The 20306-nt window shown below is 63.2% G+C and carries 19 protein-coding genes; 11 read left to right on the top strand and 8 right to left on the bottom strand.

Annotation, left to right across the window (positions count from 1 at the left end):
- Positions 1 to 54 precede the first annotated feature (54 nt).
- Entirely contained in the window at positions 55 to 1653 is a 1599-nt protein-coding gene (metG, locus tag ACBG85_RS20805) for a methionine--tRNA ligase (RefSeq protein WP_003946248.1), read from the bottom strand.
- Between the two features lie 21 nt (positions 1654 to 1674).
- Here metG and ACBG85_RS20800 point away from each other — a divergent pair, with 21 nt between their 5' ends.
- Both ACBG85_RS20800 and ACBG85_RS20795 read left to right on the top strand, forming a co-directional pair.
- Positions 1675 to 2502 (top strand): TatD family hydrolase, encoded by an 828-nt coding sequence (locus tag ACBG85_RS20800; protein WP_030536315.1) that lies wholly within the window; start codon positions 1675 to 1677, stop codon positions 2500 to 2502.
- Positions 2503 to 2578: 76 nt separating this feature from the next.
- Positions 2579 to 2968 carry a DUF6578 domain-containing protein gene (locus tag ACBG85_RS20795; RefSeq protein WP_165639595.1) on the top strand — a complete coding sequence of 130 codons (390 nt, stop codon included), beginning with the start codon at positions 2579 to 2581 and terminating at the stop codon, positions 2966 to 2968.
- A gap of 36 nt (positions 2969 to 3004) precedes the next feature.
- Here the strand turns inward: ACBG85_RS20795 and ACBG85_RS20790 are convergent, their stop codons facing one another.
- Together ACBG85_RS20790 and ACBG85_RS20785 are read right to left on the bottom strand one after the other, a co-directional pair.
- Positions 3005 to 3772: an amino acid ABC transporter ATP-binding protein gene (locus ACBG85_RS20790; RefSeq protein WP_003946239.1), complete on the bottom strand. Its 768-nt coding sequence runs from the start codon at positions 3770 to 3772 to the stop codon at positions 3005 to 3007.
- The gene (locus tag ACBG85_RS20785) at positions 3769 to 5217 is read right to left on the bottom strand and encodes an amino acid ABC transporter substrate-binding protein/permease (RefSeq protein ID WP_003946214.1); all 1449 of its coding nucleotides are present in this window, start codon (positions 5215 to 5217) and stop codon (positions 3769 to 3771) included. The genes ACBG85_RS20790 and ACBG85_RS20785 overlap by 4 nt, the downstream gene beginning before the upstream one ends.
- Before the next feature lie 236 nt (positions 5218 to 5453).
- Here ACBG85_RS20785 and ACBG85_RS20780 point away from each other — a divergent pair, with 236 nt between their 5' ends.
- The 3 genes from ACBG85_RS20780 to rsmA are packed head-to-tail and all read left to right on the top strand — an operon-like array spanning position 5454 to position 8646.
- Positions 5454 to 6578 (top strand): resuscitation-promoting factor, encoded by a 1125-nt coding sequence (locus ACBG85_RS20780; protein WP_063316774.1) that lies wholly within the window; start codon positions 5454 to 5456, stop codon positions 6576 to 6578.
- Between the two features lie 31 nt (positions 6579 to 6609).
- Positions 6610 to 7737, top strand: a complete 1128-nt coding sequence (locus ACBG85_RS20775; protein WP_064074037.1) for a resuscitation-promoting factor — start codon at positions 6610 to 6612, stop codon at positions 7735 to 7737.
- A gap of 9 nt (positions 7738 to 7746) precedes the next feature.
- A complete protein-coding gene (gene rsmA / locus ACBG85_RS20770; RefSeq protein ID WP_003946263.1) occupies positions 7747 to 8646 on the top strand; it encodes a 16S rRNA (adenine(1518)-N(6)/adenine(1519)-N(6))-dimethyltransferase RsmA in 900 nt (299 codons plus the stop codon).
- A 58-nt stretch (positions 8647 to 8704) separates the two neighbouring features.
- Here the strand turns inward: rsmA and ACBG85_RS20765 are convergent, their stop codons facing one another.
- Genes ACBG85_RS20765 through ACBG85_RS20755 form a run of 3 tightly spaced genes read right to left on the bottom strand, consistent with a single transcriptional unit; the run spans position 8705 to position 12097 of the window.
- The gene (locus ACBG85_RS20765; protein ID WP_372024638.1) at positions 8705 to 10966 is read right to left on the bottom strand and encodes a heavy metal translocating P-type ATPase; all 2262 of its coding nucleotides are present in this window, start codon (positions 10964 to 10966) and stop codon (positions 8705 to 8707) included.
- Positions 10966 to 11880, bottom strand: a complete 915-nt coding sequence (locus ACBG85_RS20760; protein ID WP_054188799.1) for a hypothetical protein — start codon at positions 11878 to 11880, stop codon at positions 10966 to 10968. Before ACBG85_RS20760 ends, ACBG85_RS20765 begins: the two co-directional genes overlap by 1 nt.
- A gap of 7 nt (positions 11881 to 11887) precedes the next feature.
- A complete protein-coding gene (locus tag ACBG85_RS20755; protein ID WP_003946267.1) occupies positions 11888 to 12097 on the bottom strand; it encodes a heavy-metal-associated domain-containing protein in 210 nt (69 codons plus the stop codon).
- Positions 12098 to 12411: 314 nt separating this feature from the next.
- On the opposite strand from ACBG85_RS20755, the gene ACBG85_RS20750 reads away from it, so the two are divergent.
- Positions 12412 to 12615 (top strand): cold-shock protein, encoded by a 204-nt coding sequence (locus ACBG85_RS20750; RefSeq protein WP_003946232.1) that lies wholly within the window; start codon positions 12412 to 12414, stop codon positions 12613 to 12615.
- A gap of 96 nt (positions 12616 to 12711) precedes the next feature.
- On the opposite strand, the gene ACBG85_RS20745 is transcribed toward ACBG85_RS20750, so the two are convergent.
- Complete coding sequence (locus tag ACBG85_RS20745; RefSeq protein ID WP_030536310.1) at positions 12712 to 13680, bottom strand: YafY family protein; 969 nt, start codon at positions 13678 to 13680, stop codon at positions 12712 to 12714.
- A 96-nt stretch (positions 13681 to 13776) separates the two neighbouring features.
- Here ACBG85_RS20745 and ACBG85_RS20740 point away from each other — a divergent pair, with 96 nt between their 5' ends.
- From ACBG85_RS20740 to ACBG85_RS20725, 4 genes are all read left to right on the top strand, one after another.
- Positions 13777 to 14772, top strand: coding sequence for an ATP-binding cassette domain-containing protein (locus tag ACBG85_RS20740; protein WP_081558221.1), 996 nt, complete (start codon positions 13777 to 13779; stop codon positions 14770 to 14772).
- 37 nt (positions 14773 to 14809) lie between these two features.
- On the top strand, positions 14810 to 15586 hold the full coding sequence (locus tag ACBG85_RS20735; protein ID WP_007729012.1) for an ABC transporter permease: 777 nt from the start codon (positions 14810 to 14812) through the stop codon (positions 15584 to 15586).
- 81 nt (positions 15587 to 15667) lie between these two features.
- Positions 15668 to 16603, top strand: coding sequence for a 4-(cytidine 5'-diphospho)-2-C-methyl-D-erythritol kinase (locus ACBG85_RS20730; RefSeq protein WP_372024632.1), 936 nt, complete (start codon positions 15668 to 15670; stop codon positions 16601 to 16603).
- Positions 16603 to 18411, top strand: coding sequence for an ABC-F family ATP-binding cassette domain-containing protein (locus ACBG85_RS20725; protein WP_003946255.1), 1809 nt, complete (start codon positions 16603 to 16605; stop codon positions 18409 to 18411). Before ACBG85_RS20730 ends, ACBG85_RS20725 begins: the two co-directional genes overlap by 1 nt.
- On the opposite strand, the gene ACBG85_RS20720 is transcribed toward ACBG85_RS20725, so the two are convergent.
- Entirely contained in the window at positions 18408 to 18827 is a 420-nt protein-coding gene (locus ACBG85_RS20720) for a TetR/AcrR family transcriptional regulator (RefSeq protein ID WP_081558219.1), read from the bottom strand. The genes ACBG85_RS20725 and ACBG85_RS20720 overlap by 4 nt on opposite strands.
- A gap of 218 nt (positions 18828 to 19045) precedes the next feature.
- On the opposite strand from ACBG85_RS20720, the gene ACBG85_RS20715 reads away from it, so the two are divergent.
- The gene (locus ACBG85_RS20715; RefSeq protein WP_341513686.1) at positions 19046 to 20284 is read left to right on the top strand and encodes a DUF222 domain-containing protein; all 1239 of its coding nucleotides are present in this window, start codon (positions 19046 to 19048) and stop codon (positions 20282 to 20284) included.
- The last annotated feature ends 22 nt before the right edge of the window (positions 20285 to 20306 follow it).

Genomic DNA, 20306 nt, shown 5'->3' with positions numbered 1-20306 from the left:
ACATCCGCCGGTAGGCGGATATTTCGGACCCCACGTGCGGCACTCTCGCTTAGCTCATTCCTCGACGAAGCGGGGGAAAACTGGCGCCGGAGCAGGCAGTTTCCGGTTCGCGTCGATGCGAACCGCAATGTCGGCGAACTGCCGGTTCTCTTCGCTCTGGCCAAGCAGATCGAGGATGCGTGACGCCGCGTCGGGCATCACCGGCTGAACGAGAAGCCCGACGATACGGACCACTTCGAGCGTCACGTACAGAACCGTCGCCATGCGTGCCGGATCCGTCTTGCGCAGAACCCACGGTTCCTGCTTGGAGAAGTACCGGTTGGTCTCGCCGAGAACGCCCCAGATGGCTTCCAGTGCGAGATGCAGCGCCTGCACGTCGAACTCGCTGCGGCACTTGGCAAGCAGGGCATCCGCCGACGCCAGCATCGCCAGGTCGTCCTCGGTGAACTCGCCGGGAGTCGGTACCTGGGCATCGCAGTTCTTCGCGACCATCGTCAGTGAACGCTGCGCGAGGTTGCCCAGTTCATTGGACAGGTCTGCATTCATACGCGTCACGATTGCTTCGTGGCTGTAGCTGCCGTCCTGGCCGTACGAGATCTCGCGGAGCAGGAAGAAGCGGACCGCGTCTAGGCCGTACTGATCGACCATCGCGATGGGGTCGACGACGTTGCCGACCGACTTCGACATCTTCTCGCCCTTGTTGTACAAGAACCCGTGGACGAAGACCCGCTCTGGCAGTTCGATGCCGGCAGACATGAGGAACGCCGGCCAGTACACGGTATGGAAACGCGTGATGTCCTTGCCGATGATGTGCAGGCTCGCGGGCCAGAACTTCTCGAACTCCGCCGAGTCGACGTTCGGGTAACCCACGCCGGTCAGGTAGTTGGTGAGGGCGTCGACCCAGACGTACATGACGTGGTCGGGGTCTCCGGGAACCTCGACGCCCCAGTCGAACGTGGTGCGCGAGATCGACAGGTCCTTGAGGCCGCCCTTGACGAAGCTGACGATCTCGTTGCGACGAGTCGCGGGGGCAATGAACTCGGGATGCTCTTCGTACAGAGCAAGCAAACGGTCCTCGTAGGCCGAGAGACGGAAGGTGTAGTTGGACTCCTCGGTCCACTCCACCGGAGTGCCGGTCTCCGTCGACTGACGGGTGCCGTCGTCCAGAAGCGTGGTCTCGGCTTCGGTGTAGAAGGCCTCGTCACGAACCGAATACCACCCCGAGTACGTGTCGAGGTAGATGTCGCCCGATGCAGCCATCTTTTCCCAGATCGCCTTGCTGGCGACCTGATGGTCGGCGTCGGTGGTGCGGATGAAGCGGTCGTACGAGATGTTCAGGACCTTGTCGAGGTTCTGGAACACGTCGGAGTTCCGAGCCGCGAGTTCGCGGACGTCGATGCCCTCTTTGATCGCTGTCTGCTGCATCTTCAGACCGTGCTCGTCGGTGCCGGTCATGAAGAACACTTCATGACCGTCCAACCGCTTGAAGCGGGCGAGCGCGTCCGAGGAGATGTACTCGTACGCGTGGCCGATGTGCGGAGCGCCGTTGGGATACGCGATCGCTGTCGTGATGTAGAACGGCGATCGTTCCGCGCCTTCCGGGGCAGCGGAGTCCGGGCGCGGGGTCTGGGAGGGTGAGGCAGGCACAGTCATGGTGGGCTTACTCTATCGGGCGTGAGCAAAGACCGTCCCGCCCCCGATGCCCCTGAGCCCTTGTCGCCTCTGATCGACGCACATACGCACCTCGACGCCTGTGGTGCGCACGACGCTGCGACCGTGGCCGAAATTGTCGATCGGGCCGAAGCCGTCGGCGTCGGACGGGTCGTCACGGTGGCCGACGACCTTGATGCCGCACGCTTTGCCGTCGACGCTGCGAACTGGGATTCGAGGGTTTACGCAGCCGTCGCAATCCATCCGACCAGGGCGAACGTCCTCGATGTCGACACCAGAGCCGAGATAGAACGGTTGGCGTCCGATCCGCGGGTCGTCGCGGTGGGGGAGACCGGGCTGGATCTCTACTGGCCAGGCAAGCTCGAAGGGTGCGCCACCATCGAGGAGCAGGTCGACGGTTTCCGGTGGCACATCGACCTCGCGAAGCGTCTCGGCAAGACGCTGATGATTCACAATCGCGAAGCCGATGAGGACCTGCTGCGGGTGCTGCACGAGGAAGGCGCGCCGGAGACCGTGGTGTTCCATTGCTTCTCCTCGGATTCGGAGATGGCCCGTGCGTGCATCGACGCGGGCTACGTGTTGAGTTTCTCGGGAACCGTGAGTTTCAAGAATGCGAAGGCGCTGCGTGAGGCCGCGCTGTTGGTGCCGTCGGATCAACTGATCGTCGAGACGGATGCGCCGTTCTTGACGCCGCACCCGTTCCGCGGTGCGCCCAACGAGTCGTACTGCCTGCCGTACACAGTGCGCGCGCTCGCAGACATCCGCGGTGAGGATCCGCAGGCGCTGGCAGCAGCGTCCACGGCGACAGCGGAGCGCGTCTACAAGCTCTGACGCTATGGTGGTCTGACAGGTAACTCCGCGCCCGGGACGGTCGTGTCCCGGTTCGTCTACTGCGCGGAGTATTCAGATGAATGACTACAACGTGGTCACAGTCCGCATCGAAACGTGGGAATTCGAGTGCTGTGCACCGTTGCCGGTGGTCGGCGAAAAATCTGCGTGGGCTTTGCACCCCACACGTGAGTCGCTGTGGTTCGACGGGACGGTTCATGGAGGAATCTATCCCGACGACGTGGAACCTACGGCCGGGATCGTTCTCTCGATCCGACTCGAGCGCGGCGAGTTTGTCGAACAAGAACCCAGGCACTGGGTATTGGTACCTGGGAGCACCGATCACGTTCGAGTCGAGAAGGTCCCACGGTCTTTTCGCGGCATGTCGTCGCTGGTTGCCGGTCGTCGTGGCTGGATGGAGACGGCCGTTGTCGTCGAATTGGCCACCACCCGTGCGCCTTTCCGGTAGTCCCCACTACCAAAAAGGCGCACAGGGGGCTTGCCCCTAGAGAACCTTCGCCAGGAAGTCCTGGGTGCGCTGCTGCTGGGGGTTGCCGAACAGACTCTCCGGCTTACCTTCTTCGACGATGTATCCGTCGGCCATGAAGATGACTCGGTCGGAAACCTCACGGGCGAAGCCCATCTCGTGGGTCACGACGACCATGGTCATGCCCTGCTTGGCGAGGTCGCGCAGCACCTGCAGAACCTCACCCACCATTTCGGGGTCGAGGGCGCTGGTGGCCTCGTCGAAGAGCATGATGTCCGGACTCATCGCGAGTGCGCGGGCGATGGCAACGCGCTGCTTCTGCCCACCGGACAGGCTGGCGGGCTTGGCATCTGCCTTCTCCGCGAGGCCGACCTGGCCGAGCAGTTTGACGGCGATCTCGCGAGCCTGCTCCTTGGTCGATCGCCCGGTCTGCACCGGAGCGAGCATCACGTTTTCGACGACGCTCATGTGGGGGAACAGGTTGAAGTGCTGGAACACCATCCCGATGTGCTGGCGCACCTTGTCGATGTCGACATCCTTGTTCGTGAGGTCGAACTGGTCGACGCGCACGGATCCGGCGGTGATGTCTTCGAGGCGGTTGAGGCAACGCAGGAAGGTCGACTTGCCGGAACCGGAAGGCCCGATGACGCAGACCACTTCACCGCTCTTGATGTCGACGTCCAGGCCCTTGAGGACCTCGTTGTCGCCGAACGACTTCTTCAGTCCCTTGACCGAAATCTTGACCTCGGTGGCGGACTTGCCCATGTTGACGGCTGTTTCGGTCACTTGTTGATCCTCTTCTCGAGGCGGTTCGACAGCTTGGTGAGCGCCATGATGATGATGAAGTACATGACGCCGATGATCAGCCACATGTTGAACGACTGGAAGTTGCGCGCGATGATGATGCGCCCTGTCTGAGTGAGCTCGGCGAGTCCGATGACCGACAGGATCGACGTGTCCTTGAGGGTGATCACGAACTGGTTGATGTACGACGGGATCATCGTGCGAATTGCCTGCGGCATGATGACTTTTCGCATCGACTTCATGTAGCTGATGCCCAGGCTTCGTGACGCCTCCATCTGTCCCTTGTCGACGGACAGGATGCCGCCGCGGACGATTTCAGCCATGTACGCGCCGGCGTTGAGCGAGAGCGTGATGATGCCTGCGGTGAAGGCGGACATCTGGAAATGCAGGGCTGCCGGGATGCCGAAGTAGATGAAGAATGCCTGCACCAACAGCGGTGTGCCGCGGAAGATGTCGACGTAGGTTGTGCCTATACCTCGGACGAACATGTTGGTGGACACGCGGCAGAGACCGAAGATCGCGCCTAGGACCAGAGCGATCGCGATCGAGACGACGGAGAGAACGATCGTCAACCACAGGCCCTTGAGAAGCTGCGGGTAGGTGCTCTTGATCAAGCCGATGATGGAGTTGTCCGACGTCGACGCGCCCTGACCGAGGTAGGTCGAGACGATTTCGTCGTACTGGCCGTCGTCGCGCAGGTTCTGCAGTCCGGCGTTGAACATCTGGAGCAGTTCGGCGTTCTGGCCCTTGTTGACTGCGAAGCCGTAGCTCGCGCCCACCTCTTTTTCGGTGACCGTCTTGAGGCCGTTGCCCTGTGTGATGCCGTAGGCGAGGACGGGGTAGTCGTCGAAGACTGCGACGGAGTTCCCGGTGCGGACCTCGTCGTACATGCTGGCGGAGTCGGCGAAATAGACTGTGGTGAAGCCGTATTGGTCCTTGATGGACTCGGCGAAGCTGGCGCCCTCGGTGCCGTTCTTGACGGCGACGCGCTTGCCCCTCAGATCCTCGTACGACTTCACGTCGTTGTCGGTCTCGAGGACCGCCATCTGCACGCCCGACTCGAAGTACGGGTCGGAGAAGTCGAACACCTGCTTGCGGGCGTCGGTGATGGACATGCCCGCGATGACGCCGTCCGCCTGCCCGGCCTGCACGGCCTGAAGGGCCGCGTCGAAGCCGAGCTGCTTGATGTCGACCTTGAAGCCTTGGTCCTCGGCGATCGCATTGAGCAGGTCGATGTCGATGCCGACGAGTTTGCCGTCTTCGTTCTCGAATTCGAACGGGGCGAATGTCAGATCGGTGGCGATCGTGTAGGTGCGGCCGGGTTGCGCGCTCGCGATTCCGGGGGCGAACAGCGCTGCGATCAGCGCCAGCAGGATGGCCAGGATCGGCCACCTGGCATTACGTGGTCTGTCGAATCTTCTTCGCACTATCGCCCAGCTTTCTTCTGTCGCGCCCGGGATCGCCGGACTGCTTTGAACCAGACGAGAACATACTGCGCCCAGAGCTGAATCGATACACGGGTATCGGAGCCGGAAAGTGTAGAACACACGACACGCCGTTGCCGTTCCGTGACAAAAGTCGCATTTCGTTGTGATTTGGTTGCCGATACAACGCTCGGTCGTTACCGTATTGTGATCGAACGTCGTCTGCCTTGGGATTTCCTGTGTCGCCTTTTGCCAAGATCAACTCCACGAAGTCACCACTTCTCTATTCAGTGGTGGGTGCGTTGCTTCTGACGCTCATCGTCGGGGGTGCGCTCGCCGTGGTTCGGCACAAGACGATCACCCTCGACGTCGACGGCGACATGATTTCGCTGTCCACGATGTCGAGCAGCGTCGGTACCGCTCTCGAGGACGCCGGATACCCGGTCGATCCCAAGGACGCGCTCGCACCCAGTGCCGATTCCTCCCTGTCCGATGGCGATACCGTCGTACTACGCCGTGCCCGTGAGTTGGCTCTGACCGTCGACGGTCAGCCGACCACCATCTGGACCACCGCATTGACGGTCGACGAGGCATTGAAGCAGGTAGATGTTTCCGACGACTTCGCAGTCTCGGCTTCGCGCTCGCATCGTCTGCCGCTCGAACGGACCGAGCTCGACGTCGTCAGCCCGAAGACCGTCAGCGTCAGCGACGGTGGCGCTCCCGCGGCGGAGGTCAAGCTCGCCGCCGTGACCGTCGGCGATCTTCTCGCGGCCAAGAATACGCCGCTCGAGCAGGCCGACTCGGTGGTTCCCACCGCCGAGACACCCGTTACCAACGGCCTGACCATCCAGGTCACTCGCGACCGCACGGACACTCGCGTCGAGACGCAGCCGATCGCGCCGCCGGAGAACAAGGTCGAGGATCCCGAGCTGGAGAAGGACAAGACCGTCGTCGAGAACCCGGGTGTTCCGGGTGAGCGCACGGCGACCGTCGAGGTCAAGACCGTCAACGGCGTCGAGGCCGGACGAACCGAACTGTCCGCGACCGTGATCAAGGAACCGGTCGCAGCAGTGGTGAAGGTCGGTACCAAGCAGGCTTCCGCTCCCGCTGTGTCCAACGCGTCGACGTGGGATGCCATTGCTCAGTGCGAGGCGACCGGAAACTGGGCCATCAACACCGGCAACGGTTTCTACGGAGGACTTCAGTTCACCCAGAGCACCTGGGAAGCATTCGGCGGCGGTCAGTACGCAGCTCGCGCCGACCTCGCATCACGTGAACAGCAGATCGCGATCGGCGAGAAGGTCCGCGCCGGTCAGGGCTGGGGTGCTTGGCCGTCCTGCACCAGCAAATTGGGCCTGCGCTGACGCGCTCACACCTCACAGAACACAGGAACCGATGTCACCGTTCGCCAAAATCAACTCGACCAGGTCGCCGTTGTTGTACTCGGCGATCGCCGCTCTTCTCCTGACGGTTCTCGTGGGTGGTGTTCTGGCCGTCGTCCGGCACAAGACCATCACTCTCGATGTCGACGGTGAGCAGATTCGCCTGAGCACCATGTCGACCAACGTCGACGGCGCTCTCGAGGACGCGGGTTACCCGATCGGTGACAAGGATGCAGTTGCTCCCGCGGCCGACGCTTCGCTGTCCGACGGCGACACCGTGGTGCTCCGTCGTGCCCGTGAGATCACGCTGACGGTCGACGGTCAGCCGCAGAAGCTCTGGACCACAGCCTTGACCGTCGACGACGCGTTGAAGCAGTTGGACGTCGCGGCGGATGTGCACGTGTCGGCTTCGCGCTCGCAGCGTCTTCCGCTGGACGGCGCCGCGCTCGACGTGCTGACACCGGTCGTCGCAAAACTGGTCGACGGCGCAAACGCGGCAGCAGACGTGCGTATCGCGGCGCCGACGGTCGGGGAGTTCCTTACCGCCAACGGCACTCCGCTCGAGCAGTCGGACACGGTGGTTCCCGCCGCCGACGCTCCACTGACCGAGGGCCTGGAGGTCACGGTGACGCGCAACCGCACCGAGAGCAAGGTCGAGACCTTGCCGCTCGATCCGCCGGATCAGCGCATCGAGGATCCGACGATGAACCAGAGCCGCACGATCGTCGAGAACCCGGGCGTGCCCGGCGTGCGTGACGTGACGTTCGCCGTGAATCTCGTCAACGGTGTCGAAGCCGGACGTACCCAGGTCGCGGAGACGATCACCACACCGGCGCAGCCGAAGGTCGTGCGTGTCGGAACGAAGCCGGGCACCGAGGTGCCGCCCGTGGAGAACGGTTCGACGTGGGATGCGCTCGCACAGTGCGAGGCCACCGGTAACTGGGCCATCAACACCGGCAACGGTTTCTACGGCGGCGTGCAGTTCGATCAGAACACCTGGGAACGACAGGGCGGGTTGAAGTATGCGCCCCGCGCCGACCTCGCCACCCGTGAAGAACAGATCGCGATTGCGACACAGACCCAGCGCACTCAGGGCTGGGGCGCATGGCCGTCGTGCTCGGGTCGCCTCGGACTGGGATAAGTTCTACTGGTGTCAGACGCCGAACAATCGAACGAACCCATCGCTACTCCGCGCGGGCAGGCAGCCCTGCTCGGTCCGGTCGAGGTGCGCGCTCTTGCCGAGGAATTCGGTGTCCGGCCCACGAAACAGTTGGGGCAGAACTTCGTTCACGACGCCAATACCGTGAGGCGCATCGTCACCACGGCAGGCGTGACACGTGACGACGTCGTTCTCGAGGTAGGGCCTGGTCTCGGTTCGCTGACGATGGCGCTGATGGACGTGGTCGATCGGGTCATCGCGGTCGAGATCGATCCCAACCTCGCGGCTCGCCTGCCGAAGACGGTGGCCGAGCGAGCGCCGGAACTGGCCGATCGCCTGACCGTCGTCGAAGCCGACGCGATGCGTGTGCTGCCTTCGCAGATTCCCGGCGAGCCGACCGCGCTTGTCGCGAACCTGCCGTACAACGTCGCGGTGCCGGTGCTGTTGCACCTGTTCGCGTCGCTTCCGAGTCTGCGGACCGCACTCGTGATGGTGCAAGCCGAGGTTGCCGACCGCCTGGCGGCTGATCCGGGAAGCAAGATCTACGGCGTTCCCAGCGTCAAGGCCAACTTCTTCGGCGAGGTTCGCCGCGCCGGTGCCGTCGGACGCAACGTGTTCTGGCCGGTGCCGAAGGTGGAATCAGGTCTGGTTCGTATCGACCGGTATGCGGAGCCGCCGTGGCCGATGGACGAGAAGCACCGCAAGCAGGTTTTTGCGGCGATCGACGCCGCATTCGCGCAGCGCCGCAAGACTTTGCGTGCCGCGCTCAGCGGTTGGGCAGGTTCGCCTGCCGAGGCCGAACGACGGCTCCTCGCTGCCGGCATCGAGCCACAGACGCGTGGTGAGATGCTCGACGCAGCAGCCTTCGTTCGGCTGGCTGGAGGCGAATAGCCCCGTGCGCGGTTAAGGAGTGCAGGGACTCCCTAACCGCGCACAGGGGCTTGCCCCCTTATTTGAACCGCCGCAACCTCAGGCTGTTGCTCACCACGAACACACTGCTGAATGCCATTGCGGCACCGGCGAGCATCGGGTTGAGCAGGCCGGCCGCAGCCAGCGGGATCGCAGCCGTGTTGTAGGCGAATGCCCAGAACAGGTTGCCCTTGATGGTCTTGAGCGTCTTGCGGGACAGTCGAATTGCATCGGCTGCCGACCGCAGGTCACCTCGCACCAGAGTGATGTCGCTGGCCTCGATCGCAACGTCAGTACCCGTGCCCATCGCCAGGCCGAGATCGGCCTGAGCCAGGGCTGCCGCGTCGTTCACGCCGTCGCCGACCATGGCCACGACGCGTCCTTCCGCTTGCAGTTTCTTGACGGCGTCGACCTTGTCCGCAGGCATGACCTCGGCGAAGACGGTGCTGATCCCGACCTGATCCGCGACAGTGCGAGCAACGGTGGCGTTGTCACCGGTCAGCAGAACCGGTTCGAGGCCGAGTGCTTTCAACTGCGCGATTGCTTCGGCGCTCGTGTCCTTGACCGCGTCGGCGATCACGAGGATGCCGTGCGCCTTGCCGTCCCAGCCCACCGCGATTGCGGTGCGCCCGGCCTTCTCTGCTGCAGCCTTCGCCTCGCGGAGATTTTCCGGCAACGGCATCGACCAGTCGGCGAGCAGCGCGTCTCGGCCCGCGACGACGGCGTGACCGTCGACCATTCCCTGCACGCCGCGCCCGGCGACGTTCACGAAATCCTCGACCGTAGGCAATTCGCCCACGGCTTCGGTCGCACCCTTCGCGATCGCTGCGGCGATGGGGTGCTCGGAGCGATGTTCGAGTGCGCCGGCCAGCCGAAGGACCTCGTCGACGGTTGTTCCTTCGCCCACCACGGTGTCCAGCAATGTCATCTGACCGGTGGTGACGGTTCCCGTCTTGTCGAGCACGACGGTGTCGACTGCGCGCGTCGATTCGAGCACCTCGGGTCCCTTGATGAGGATTCCCATCTGGGCTCCGCGGCCCGTGCCCACCAACAGAGCTGTGGGCGTTGCCAATCCGAGAGCACAGGGGCACGCGATGATCAGCACGGCGACCGCAGCGGTGAACGCCATCTCGATGGGGTTGCCGGTACCGAGCCAGTAGCCCAGTGTCGCAACGGCAATCGCGATGACGACCGGCACGAAGATACCGGCGATCCGATCGGCGAGGCGCTGAACTTCGGCCTTGCCGTTCTGTGCGTCTTCGACCAGTGCCGCCATCTGGGCGAGTTGGGTGTCGCTCCCGACCCGGGTGGCCTCGACGGTCAAGGTTCCACCGACGTTAACGGTGGCGCCGACGACAGTGTCCCCGACACCGACTTCCTCCGGCACGGATTCGCCGGTCAACATGCTCATGTCGACGGCTGAGCGGCCCTCGGTGATGATGCCGTCGGTGGCGATCTTCTCGCCGGGCCGGACGATGAAGGAGTCGCCCGCTGCCAGTTCTTCGGCGGGGATTCGTACTTCGACGCCGTTGCGCAATACCGCGACGTCTTTCGCACCGAGTTCCATGAGTGCGCGTAGTGCGGCGCCGGACGTGCGCTTGGACTTGTGCTCGAAGTAGCGTCCGGCCAGCACGAACGTGATGACGCCCGCGGCAACTTCGAGGTAGATGTTGGCGCTGCCGTCCATCCGGTCGACCGTCAGCCGGAAGGCGTGCTTCATACCGGCTTCGCCCGCAGTGCCGAAGAACAGTGCGTAGAGCGACGAGACGAAGGCCGAGATGGTGCCCAGCGAAATTAGCGTGTCCATCGTGGCCGCGCCGTGACGCAGGTTCACCCAGGCAGCCCGGTGGAAGGGGAGGGCCGCCCACACGATGACCGGTGCGGCCAGTGTGAGGGAGAGCCATTGCCAGTTGTCGAACTGCAGCGCAGGAATCATCGCCATAGCGATGACCGGCACAGAGAGAAGAGTCGAGATGATCAGGCGAGTACGGAGCTCGCGCAGATCACGATCCTGCGGGGTTTCCGCATCCGGGTCGACGGTGTCCGGCGCGCTGGGCGGCTTGGGGAGCGCGGCGGAATAACCGGCGTTCTCGACGGCAGTGACCAGATCTTCGACGGGTACCCTGTCCGGGAAGGTGACCTTGGCCTTCTCCGTCGCGTAGTTGACGGTGGCTGTGACGCCGTCGATCTTGTTGAGCTTCTTCTCGATTCGTGACGCGCAGGAGGCGCAGGTCATCCCGGTGATCGCGAGTTCGACGCTGCTCGAGTTGGCAGCATTGTCGACCGCAGTCGGTGACGTCATCAGTGCCCTCCCTCGTGATTGTCTGGAACTGAAGCTGTGGAAATGCCTGCATCAACAGTGAATTCGGCGGTCCGAACCACGCCCTCGTGCTGGAAGTCGAGGAACAGCCGGTATGTGCCTTCGCTCGGTGCCTGTGCGTGGAAGGAAATGTCCGGACCAGGAGCTGTGACGCCGTCGCCTGGCTCGCCTTCGGGGTGCACGTGCAGGTAGGCGAGGTCGCCGGTGCGCAGGGCAACGAGGTGACCGAAGGCACCGAGGTACGGATCGAGATCGGTGACCGGGGCTCCGTCGCGAGCAACGCTCAGCGTGATCGGGCCGCCGGCAGTGGTCAGATCACCGTCGAGAGTCACGGTGTATCCGTCGACGGTTGCGGTCGCGCTCTTCGCAGGTAGCGGCGCAGGAGTGAATTCGCCTGCCACGTCGAAGTTTCGGCCGAGTGTCAGTTGGGTGCCGTCGGTGGGATCGAAGTCCGCGAAGACTCGGTAGGTGCCGGCGGCGGGCCAGGCCCAGTCGATCGACCAGGTGCCGTCTGCAGCGAGGGACGGATGTACGTGGCGGAATTCGCTGGTGTCGTTTCGGACGACAATGAGGTGGAGTTTCTTCTCGTGCAGGAGGTCGAAATCGACGACGGGCGTGTTGGTGTCGTCGAGAATCCGGAAGGTCAAGGTTCCCGGCTCCCCAGCTCGACCGGGTGCGGTCACATCGGTGAGTGTGTATCCGCCGGAAGAGACTTCGAGTCCTGCAGGTGTTGCCGAATCCATGCCTGGCATCGATTCTGTGGTTGATTCGTGGGTGCTGTGCTGGGTGGTGGACATGTCTATCGGGCTTCCGATTGCGGCCCCCACGCCGAGGGCGGCGCCGAAGACGGCGACCAGCCCTACGGCGTAGGCGGCAAGTGTTGTCGAGGTGCGCACGGCTGACTCAGCTTGGTACGACTGCGTAGCCGGCTTCGTCGACTGCTGCGACGACGTCGGCTGCGGAGACGGGAGCATCGCTGGTGACAACGACGCGTCCGCTCGCCAGTTCGACATCCACCGCGGTTACTCCCGCGATGTTGCCGATCTCTTCCTTGACGGATCCGACGCAGTGTCCGCAGGTCATTCCGGAAACGGTGTATTCGGCGGTGGTCATCGCAGATCCCTTCGGTTGTGGAAAGCTTATTTTACGGATACCCGGTGTAGGTATCGCTCTGCAATCGAAGGTACCCCCAGGGGGTATGCCTGTCAACGGGCTGGGCAGTGATGAAGGCCTCAGGGAAGACAACACGGCGGATGTGTGGTCTACTTGTGGTGGTCGTAAGTGTTTGTGTTTGTGTTTCCACGCTCGCAAATGGTTAGGTTGCGAGCGTTTGGACATCCTCCACGGATTTGTCTCAGAACGGTCGTAGTAAGTGACCCGGGCGGTCGAAGCGACTGCCTGTTGACACTGTGTTAGAGGAGATTTACATGGCAGAGGGCATCGTGAAGTGGTTCAACTCCGAGAAGGGGTTCGGCTTCATCGCTCCCGAAGACGGCAGTGCTGACGTCTTCGTTCACTACTCCGAGATCCAGAGTGGCGGCTTCCGCACTCTCGAGGAGAACCAGCGCGTGGCGTTCGAGATCGGTCAGGGCAACAAGGGCCCGCAGGCCACCGGCGTTACCATCGTCTAAGACGTCCATGTGAGTCGGGCAACCGACGCATGACGTACTGACAAGACCCCAACTCTTCGGAGTTGGGGTCTTGTTGTATTTGGGTGAAAAACGCTGTCATGCATCGAGATACCGCTGAGTGGCGACCGCCGTCTCCGCCGCGATCGTGCGGCATTCCTCGCGGAGTTCAGGTGGATTCACAACGGTGAAATCGACGTCGAAAGCTCTGAGCCAGTGTGCGATCGATCGCAGAGAAGTGCCCGAAAGCACTATGACGCAACGCCCTTCGTCGGTGGACTCCACCGATCCCCACTGTTCGCTGACCATGGGTGCTATCTGCTCGATGGGTGCATGCAGTAGAACTGTTGCGCGCGTGGAGGAATAGGCCCGAGCGACACCGCGGGAAACGAAGTCTGCTGCACCACCGGCGGGTAGTTCCCGCGGCACGAATCGTGGGCCGGTGGGGATCTTGGGTTCCATTCTGTCTACGCGAAATGATCGCCAGTCTTCGCGAGCGAGATCCCATGCCACCAGATACCACCGGACACCCGACCGTACGAGCCGGTACGGTTCCACCTCGCGCCGGCTCTGGGTGCCGTCGTGAGTGCTGTAGTCGAATCGCAGGCGTTCGTGGTTGTGGCACACCGACGCGATGGCGGACAAGACCGACGCATCGACTGCGCTCGCGGCGGGCTCGCGTGGCACGACGTCGATCGACAGCGACTCCAGACGGTGTCGCAGCCTCGACGGCATGATCTGCCGCAGCTTCGCCAGCGCGCGCATCGAGGCCTCGCCGATGCCGACCACAGAGCCGGTCGCTCCGGACTGCAGTGAAAGTGCCACCGCGAGCACTTCTTCGTCATCGAGCTGTAGCGGGGGCATCTCCGCGCCCGCTCCCAGGCGATATCCGCCACCGACTCCGACTGTCGCGTCGACCGGGTAGCCGAGATCGCGGAGGCGGTCCACGTCACGTCTGACTGTGCGCGGGGTGATCGCGAGTTTGTCCGCGAGTTCGGCACCGGACCAGTCTCGACGCGTCTGGAGCAGTGACAGCAACCGCAGTAGGCGAGCCGATGTCTCCTTCATGGCCAGAAGTCTGCCAAACATTTAGGACCCAATGCGTCCTCAATTGAATTTAGGTTGGTCCACATCCGATCAGTCGAGAAGAAATTGGGGCACATCATGAGTCGCATCAACGACGGCAGACCGATGATCGAGACGAAGGCGCTCACCAAGCACTTCGCCCAGGGCAAGAAGCTCGTGGAAGCAGTCAAGGGAGTCACTCTCGACGTAGCGGAGGGCGAGTTGGTTGCCTTGCTTGGGCCGAACGGTGCCGGAAAATCGACGACGTTGCGCATGCTGACCACCTTGCTCGAGCCCACTTCCGGTACTGCGCGGATCGCGGGATTCGACATCGCTGCGGCACGAAACGAGGTGCGCTCCAGCCTCGGATACGTCGGACAGGGGAACGGAGCCGGCCACAACCAGCGGGTTCGCGACGAGTTGGTGACGCAGGGGTTGTGCTACGGAATGCCCAAGGGCGACTCGCAGGTCCGGGCCGACGAATTGCTGCGTGATCTCGAACTCACCGAGTTGGGTACTCGAAAGGTCAGTACGCTGTCCGGCGGGCAGCGACGGCGGCTCGATATCGCTCTGGGCCTGGTCCATCGCCCACCGCTCCTGTTCCTCGACGAGCCGACCACGGGCATGGACCCGCAGAGTCGGGCCAACCTCTGGGACCACATCCTCCGGCTGCGGCGCGAGATGGGCACCACGATCGTGCTGACCACGCACTACCTCGAAGAAGCGGATTCGATGGCAGAGCGGGTCATCGTCATCGACGAAGGCACTGTCATCGCGGACAACACCGCTGCCGCACTCAAAGCGGATCTCGCGGGGGATCATCTTCTGCTCACCTTCGACAGTGCCGAAGCGGCCGGCATCGCAGCGTCGGTGGCCGAGCAACTTGTCACTGTGCGTGACGTCACGGTCGAGGCAAACTCGGTGAGTATCCGTGCCGGCGAGGGTGATTCGACGCTCCCGGTATTGCTGCGTGAAGCCGATACCCGCGGCGCCCGCGCAGTTACTGCCGACATCACCAGGCCGACTCTCGACGACGTCTTCCTCACTCTCACCGGCCGCAGCCTGCGCGAGAGCGCCGCCGCGGTCGCTTCCTAGAACTACGACGAAGAACTACGACGAACAGGAACCCGCCATGACAATCACACTCGATACCCCACGTAGCGCGCACGGCAACATCGTTCGAGACAGCGCGATCGTGATGGGTCGTGAACTGCGACCGATGTTGCGTGACCCGGTCAGCGTCATCTTCAGCCTCATCCAGCCGCTGATCCTGTTGGCGTTGTTCGGGCCTCTGCTCAAAGGGGTTCCGGGTACCGGTGACGGCGTATGGAATTGGTTCATTCCCGGTGTGTTGGTGATGATCGCGATCTTCGGAACGACGATGACCGGGTCCAACCTCCTGATGGAGATGCAGCAGGGATCGCACGAGCGAATGTTGGTGACTCCGCTCCGACGCTCGTCCTTGTTGATCGGGCGAGCGTGCAAGGAGATGGTTCCGCTTGCCGCGCAGGCGATTCTGATCATTCTGGTCGCACTTCCGCTCGGATTGGACGTCAATGCAGCGGGAGCCGCGCTCGGGATAGTCCTGCTGGGAGTGTTCGGCGTCGGACTCGGTGCGCTCTCGTACGCTCTCGCTCTGGCTGTGCGGGAGCAGGATTGGATGTTCTGGGTCGTTCAGCAGACGCTGATGTTCCCGCTCCTGATCCTGTCGGGAACCATGCTTCCACTCGAGGACGCACCAGGTTGGATGAAGGTCCTCGTGAACATCAATCCGCTCGGCTACGTCGTAGACGCCGAGCGGGCACTCTTTGCCGGAGACTTCGCGTCGAGCAGCGTTCTGGCAGGAATCGTCGCCGCCTTGGGCGTGGCGGTGGTCGGTCTGGGCGTAGGTGTGCGCGCGGTGAAATAGCGTGGGTGTGCTGGCTGTCGGACGGGGTGCTGTGGTCGCAGGTTTTCGCCCAGGTGTTCGCAGCGCCTATTGTTGTTCCTTGTGCTCTCCGTCGTTCCACGCCCCGTAGTCGTCCGGGCCCCGTCCAAGGTGAATCTCCACCTTGCCGTCGGGGACCTGCGAGACGACGGCTATCACGAGCTGACGACGGTTTTTCAGGCTTTGTCGCTGGCAGACACCCTCACGGTGACGCCTGCGGACACCTTGACCGTGCGGGTGATCGGCGACGACGCCGCGGCCGTGCCGACCGATCGCACCAACCTCGTGTGGCGTGCCGCCGAGATGCTCGCCGTCGAGGGTGGCGTGGCCCCGAACGTCGAGATAGTCATCGAGAAAGGCATCCCCGTCGCAGGCGGAATGGCCGGCGGGAGTGCCGACGCAGCCGCCGCTTTGGTTGCGCTCAACGCTTTGTGGAAGCTCGACTTCTCGCGGCCTGATCTCGACGCTTTTGCGGCACGCCTCGGGAGTGACGTTCCGTTCTCGCTGCACGGTGGCACTGCCCTCGGAACCGGCCGCGGCGAACAACTTGTCCCCGTGTTGACCCGCCACACTTTTCACTGGGTGTTGGCGCTGGCGAAGGGTGGCTTGAGCACACCGGTCGTGTTCCGCGAGCTGGACAAGCTGCGGGCAGAGGGCTCCCCGAAACGGTTGGGGAGCGCCGATGCGTTGATCCAGGCACTGACCACGGGTGACGCTCATCTGCTTGCGTCGCTGCTCGGCAACGATCTGCAGGCTGCGGCACTCTCACTCAACCCGGATCTACGACGGACGCTTCGAGCGGGCGTCGAAGCCGGAGCTTTGGCCGGCATCGTCTCCGGCTCCGGACCGACATGCGCCTTTCTCTGCGCCGACGCACAGTCCGCGGTGGAAGTGAGCGCAGAACTTGCGGGAGCGGGGGTGTGCCGCACCGTTCGCGTGGCGAGCGGACCCGTTCCCGGAGCACGAATACTCGACAATGCGGCAAAGGGACAGCACTGATGGCGAATCTGATCAATCTGGAAAACGTGTCGAAGTCTTTCGGCGTCAAGCCGTTGCTCGACGGGGTCTCCCTGGGCGTCGAGGAGGGCGAGCGCATCGGCGTCGTCGGCCTCAACGGTGGCGGTAAGACGACCATGCTCGAAGTCCTCGCGGGTGTGGAGCAGCCGGATTCGGGACGCGTCAGCCGCGTCGGCGGATTGCGTATGGCCGTCGTGACGCAGCGCGGTGTGCTGCCTCCCGGCTCCACTGTCGGTGAAGTGGTCCTGGGGCCGCTCGGAGTGGCGCAACACGAATGGGCCGGCGACGCGCGCATCCGTTCGGTGCTCTCGGGTATCGGCATCGACAACCTGGGCGCCGGTGGCGAGCGGTCCGCATTGGACGCCAAGGTCGACGGCCTGTCCGGCGGTGAGCGTCGCCGCGTGGCTCTCGCTGCGGCCCTGGTTCAGGACCTCGACCTGCTGGTGCTCGACGAGCCCACCAACCACCTCGACGTCGAAGGTGTTCAGTGGTTGGCCGAGCACCTCGTCTCGCGTCGCAGCGCGCTTGTCGTCGTGACCCACGATCGCTGGTTCCTCGACACCGTCGCCACCCGCACCTGGGAGGTTGTCGGCGGCGGCGTCGAAAGCTACGAGGGTGGCTACAACGACTGGGTGTTCGCTCGCGCCGAGCGTTCGCGTCAGGCTGACGCTTCCGAAGAGCGTCGACGCAACCTTGCACGCAAGGAACTCGCATGGCTGCGCCGCGGTGCGCCGGCCCGTACGTCCAAGCCGAAGTACCGCATCGAGGCCGCGGAGGCCCTGATCGCCGACGTTCCGGCACCTCGTGACGCGGTGGCACTTGCGTCCTTCGCCCAGCGTCGACTCGGCAAGGTTGTCATCGAACTCGAAGACGCGCGTCTGGAGACTCCGGACGGCCGTGTACTCGTCGAGGATCTGACCTGGCGTCTCGCTCCAGGTGAGCGTGTCGGCCTGGTCGGTGTCAACGGCTCGGGCAAGACGACTCTGCTGCGGACTCTGGCCGGCGAACTCGAGCCTGCCGCCGGAAAGCGCATTCAGGGGCAGACCGTCCACATCGGTTGGCTCAAGCAGGAACTCGACGATCTACCGACCGACATGCGCGTACTCGACGCGGTCAAGGATGTAGCCGAGCGAATCACGCTGGGAGACAAGGAAGTATCGGCGGGTCAGCTGGCTGAGCGGTTGGGCTTCACGCCGGCGCGTCAGCGCACCCCAGTCGGTGATCTCTCCGGTGGTGAGCGCCGACGTCTGCAGTTGACGCGTGTCCTCATGGCCGAGCCCAACGTCCTGCTTCTCGACGAGCCGACCAACGATCTCGACATCGACACGCTTCAGCAACTCGAAGATCTGCTCGACGGCTGGGCGGGCACCATGGTGGTCATCTCGCACGACCGGTACCTGATCGAGCGCATCTGTGACACCACTTGGGCGCTCTTCGGTGACCGCAAGCTCACCAACCTGCCCGGCGGTATCGAGGACTACCTGCGTCGGCGCGCAGCAATGGGGGATGGCGACAACCCGTCGGTGGCTTCGACGGCGAGTGGTGCGTCGAAGAGCAAGCAGGTCCGCGACGGCGCCGCGGATCGCGCTGCACGCAAGGAACTTTCGAAGCTCGAGCGGTCAATTGCGAAGTTCGACGACCGAGAGAAGAAGCTGCACGCTTCCCTCGCCGACGCGGCCACCGACCCGGACAAGCTGCAGAAACTCGGCGCAGAACTCAAGCAGGTCATCGCCGACAAGGAAGCCGCCGAAGAGCAGTGGATGGAGCTCTTCGCCGAGCTGGACGGCTAGGGGAACTTCGCTGCGAACCTCTTGAAGATTCGCTCGGGATCCAGGGTTTCCGGAGCATGCCTGCGCAGCAGTGCGTCCAGAACGAGCCCGTCCAGTGCTGCGACCAACTCCGTTGCATCGGACGAGGTCATGCCGCGTTCGACCAGGATGTCGACAAACCGATCCCGACCACGCACCAGTTCCACTGCGAGGTCGGGATCGTGGAATGACGCGATGATCAGTTCGTAACGCGCCCGAGTGCGGCCGGATTCAGGCCCCAGCCACCGGGCCACCTGTTGCTTCGGCGTCTCGCCCGGGCGAGGAAGATCACCGTCCAGAAGGTGTCGCACCACCTCGACTATCAGTCCACGCTGGTTTGCGAAGTAGTGCCGTGCGCTGCCGTGTGGCACGCCCGCCTCGTCTTCGACGCCTCTCATCGACCAGGCTCGAAACCCAACCCGGCCCGTCTTTTTCGACATCCTGCTTGTGCTGTGCGTTGTTGCGATTGTGTGTTTCGCGGGATACGTCCTCTATCGCGTCGTCTTTGACGGCTAGCTGAATGGTGATGTACTGCAACAGGTCTCAGGTCTTCATGTTCCCGAAGTTGTCCGGTTTGTCTCTGGTTATCGAAAGTATGTTCGATTAAACTTTGAGCATGGACAGTCGGGATGCGTGGCAGCTGGATGGCGAGGACCTCAAGGGTGAGGTTCTGGGTCTGGTGCGCGCCCGACACGAGTTGCAGTCGCGGATGGTGTTGCTGATCGTGGAGATGTTTTCCCGGGACGTTCTCGGTGGGAAGGGTTTTCGGGCGATCGCTCAGTGGTTGCATGGTTCGACGAATCTGGAGATCGGTGAGTGCAGTCTGCTGGTCGGGTTGGCGCGGTTGTTGATGCTCGAACCCGTGGTGGGCGATGCGTTTCATCGCGGTGACGTGGATGCGTTGAAAGCCCGTCAGGTGGCGTCGTTTTGTCAGCATCCGCCGAAGAACATGACCCTGGCGGATGTGGACAAGGCCCGCGGGATCCTGCTTGGCCTGGCGTCGAAGAACATCGCTGATTGTGATGCGGTGCGGGCGGCGATCCGGCGGATCGAGAAGCAGTACGGCAAACGCGAGGACGGCGTTCCGGTGGGTGAGGATTCGGAGCGTAACGAGTTCTACGCCTCGAAAGGCTTGTACGGGCGGGTGACCGTGAAGGGTGATTTGGATGCTGTGAACGGGGCCCGGTTGATCACGTTGTTGTCGAGCCTGTCGGCGCCGACGCCGGAGAAAGACGGCGTCAAGGACGCCCGCACGCCTGCATTACGACGGGCGGATGGGTTCTGCGAGTTGTTGCGGCGGTACGAGCGGGCGGGGCTGGGTCCGATCGAAGGCGGAGTGAAACCGCACATCACAGTCACCGCCAGTGCAAAAGACATGACCGACCTCAAAGCATTGAAGGATCTACTGCCGTCGACTCAGGAACTGGGTTTCGCGTGGGCGGATTGGGTAGGTCCGATCAGTATCGATACTGCCCGGATGCTGGCGTGCGACTGCACGGTCACCCGGATTTTGTTGGACGAGAACGGTGTTCCGCTCGACTGCGGCAAAGAAGCAAGGACCGCGACGCTACCCCAGCGGCGGGCGTTGGCGGTTCGTGATGGTGGGTGTGCGTTTCCGGGATGCGGGACACCGTCGGGGTGGTGCGATGCCCATCATCTTGTTCACTGGAACGATGGTGGCCCAACGGATCTCGACAATCTGATCTTGTTGTGCGGTCATCATCATCGGACGATGCACCACACCGAATGGCGGGTGGAGATCGGGCCGGATCGCAAATCGGTGTTCTATCCGCCGATGTCTGTTGATCCGTATCAGCAGCCGATCGGCGGGAACAGCCCACCCACCGCGGCGTGAATCGCGACAACTGAAGACGTGA

The organism is Rhodococcus sp. NyZ502, assembly GCF_041464245.1.
GTDB classification, from domain to species: domain Bacteria; phylum Actinomycetota; class Actinomycetes; order Mycobacteriales; family Mycobacteriaceae; genus Rhodococcus_F; species Rhodococcus_F qingshengii.
This window is presented reverse-complemented; position numbering and strand designations above follow the sequence as displayed.

Bases quoted from the DNA above. Each gene is read 5' to 3' on its own strand.
- ACBG85_RS20720 (WP_081558219.1), bottom strand. From the start codon at position 18,827: ATGAGAGGCGTCGAAGACGAGGCGGGCGTGCCACACGGCAGCGCACGG.
- ACBG85_RS20715 (WP_341513686.1), top strand. From the start codon at position 19,046: ATGGACAGTCGGGATGCGTGGCAGCTGGATGGCGAGGACCTCAAGGGT.
- ACBG85_RS20775 (WP_064074037.1), top strand. From the start codon at position 6,610: ATGTCACCGTTCGCCAAAATCAACTCGACCAGGTCGCCGTTGTTGTAC.
- ACBG85_RS20725 (WP_003946255.1), top strand. From the start codon at position 16,603: ATGGCGAATCTGATCAATCTGGAAAACGTGTCGAAGTCTTTCGGCGTC.
- ACBG85_RS20750 (WP_003946232.1), top strand. From the start codon at position 12,412: ATGGCAGAGGGCATCGTGAAGTGGTTCAACTCCGAGAAGGGGTTCGGC.
- ACBG85_RS20765 (WP_372024638.1), bottom strand. From the start codon at position 10,966: ATGACGTCACCGACTGCGGTCGACAATGCTGCCAACTCGAGCAGCGTC.
- ACBG85_RS20795 (WP_165639595.1), top strand. From the start codon at position 2,579: ATGAATGACTACAACGTGGTCACAGTCCGCATCGAAACGTGGGAATTC.
- ACBG85_RS20735 (WP_007729012.1), top strand. From the start codon at position 14,810: ATGACAATCACACTCGATACCCCACGTAGCGCGCACGGCAACATCGTT.
- ACBG85_RS20740 (WP_081558221.1), top strand. From the start codon at position 13,777: ATGAGTCGCATCAACGACGGCAGACCGATGATCGAGACGAAGGCGCTC.
- metG (WP_003946248.1), bottom strand. From the start codon at position 1,653: ATGACTGTGCCTGCCTCACCCTCCCAGACCCCGCGCCCGGACTCCGCT.
- ACBG85_RS20745 (WP_030536310.1), bottom strand. From the start codon at position 13,680: ATGAAGGAGACATCGGCTCGCCTACTGCGGTTGCTGTCACTGCTCCAG.
- ACBG85_RS20755 (WP_003946267.1), bottom strand. From the start codon at position 12,097: ATGACCACCGCCGAATACACCGTTTCCGGAATGACCTGCGGACACTGC.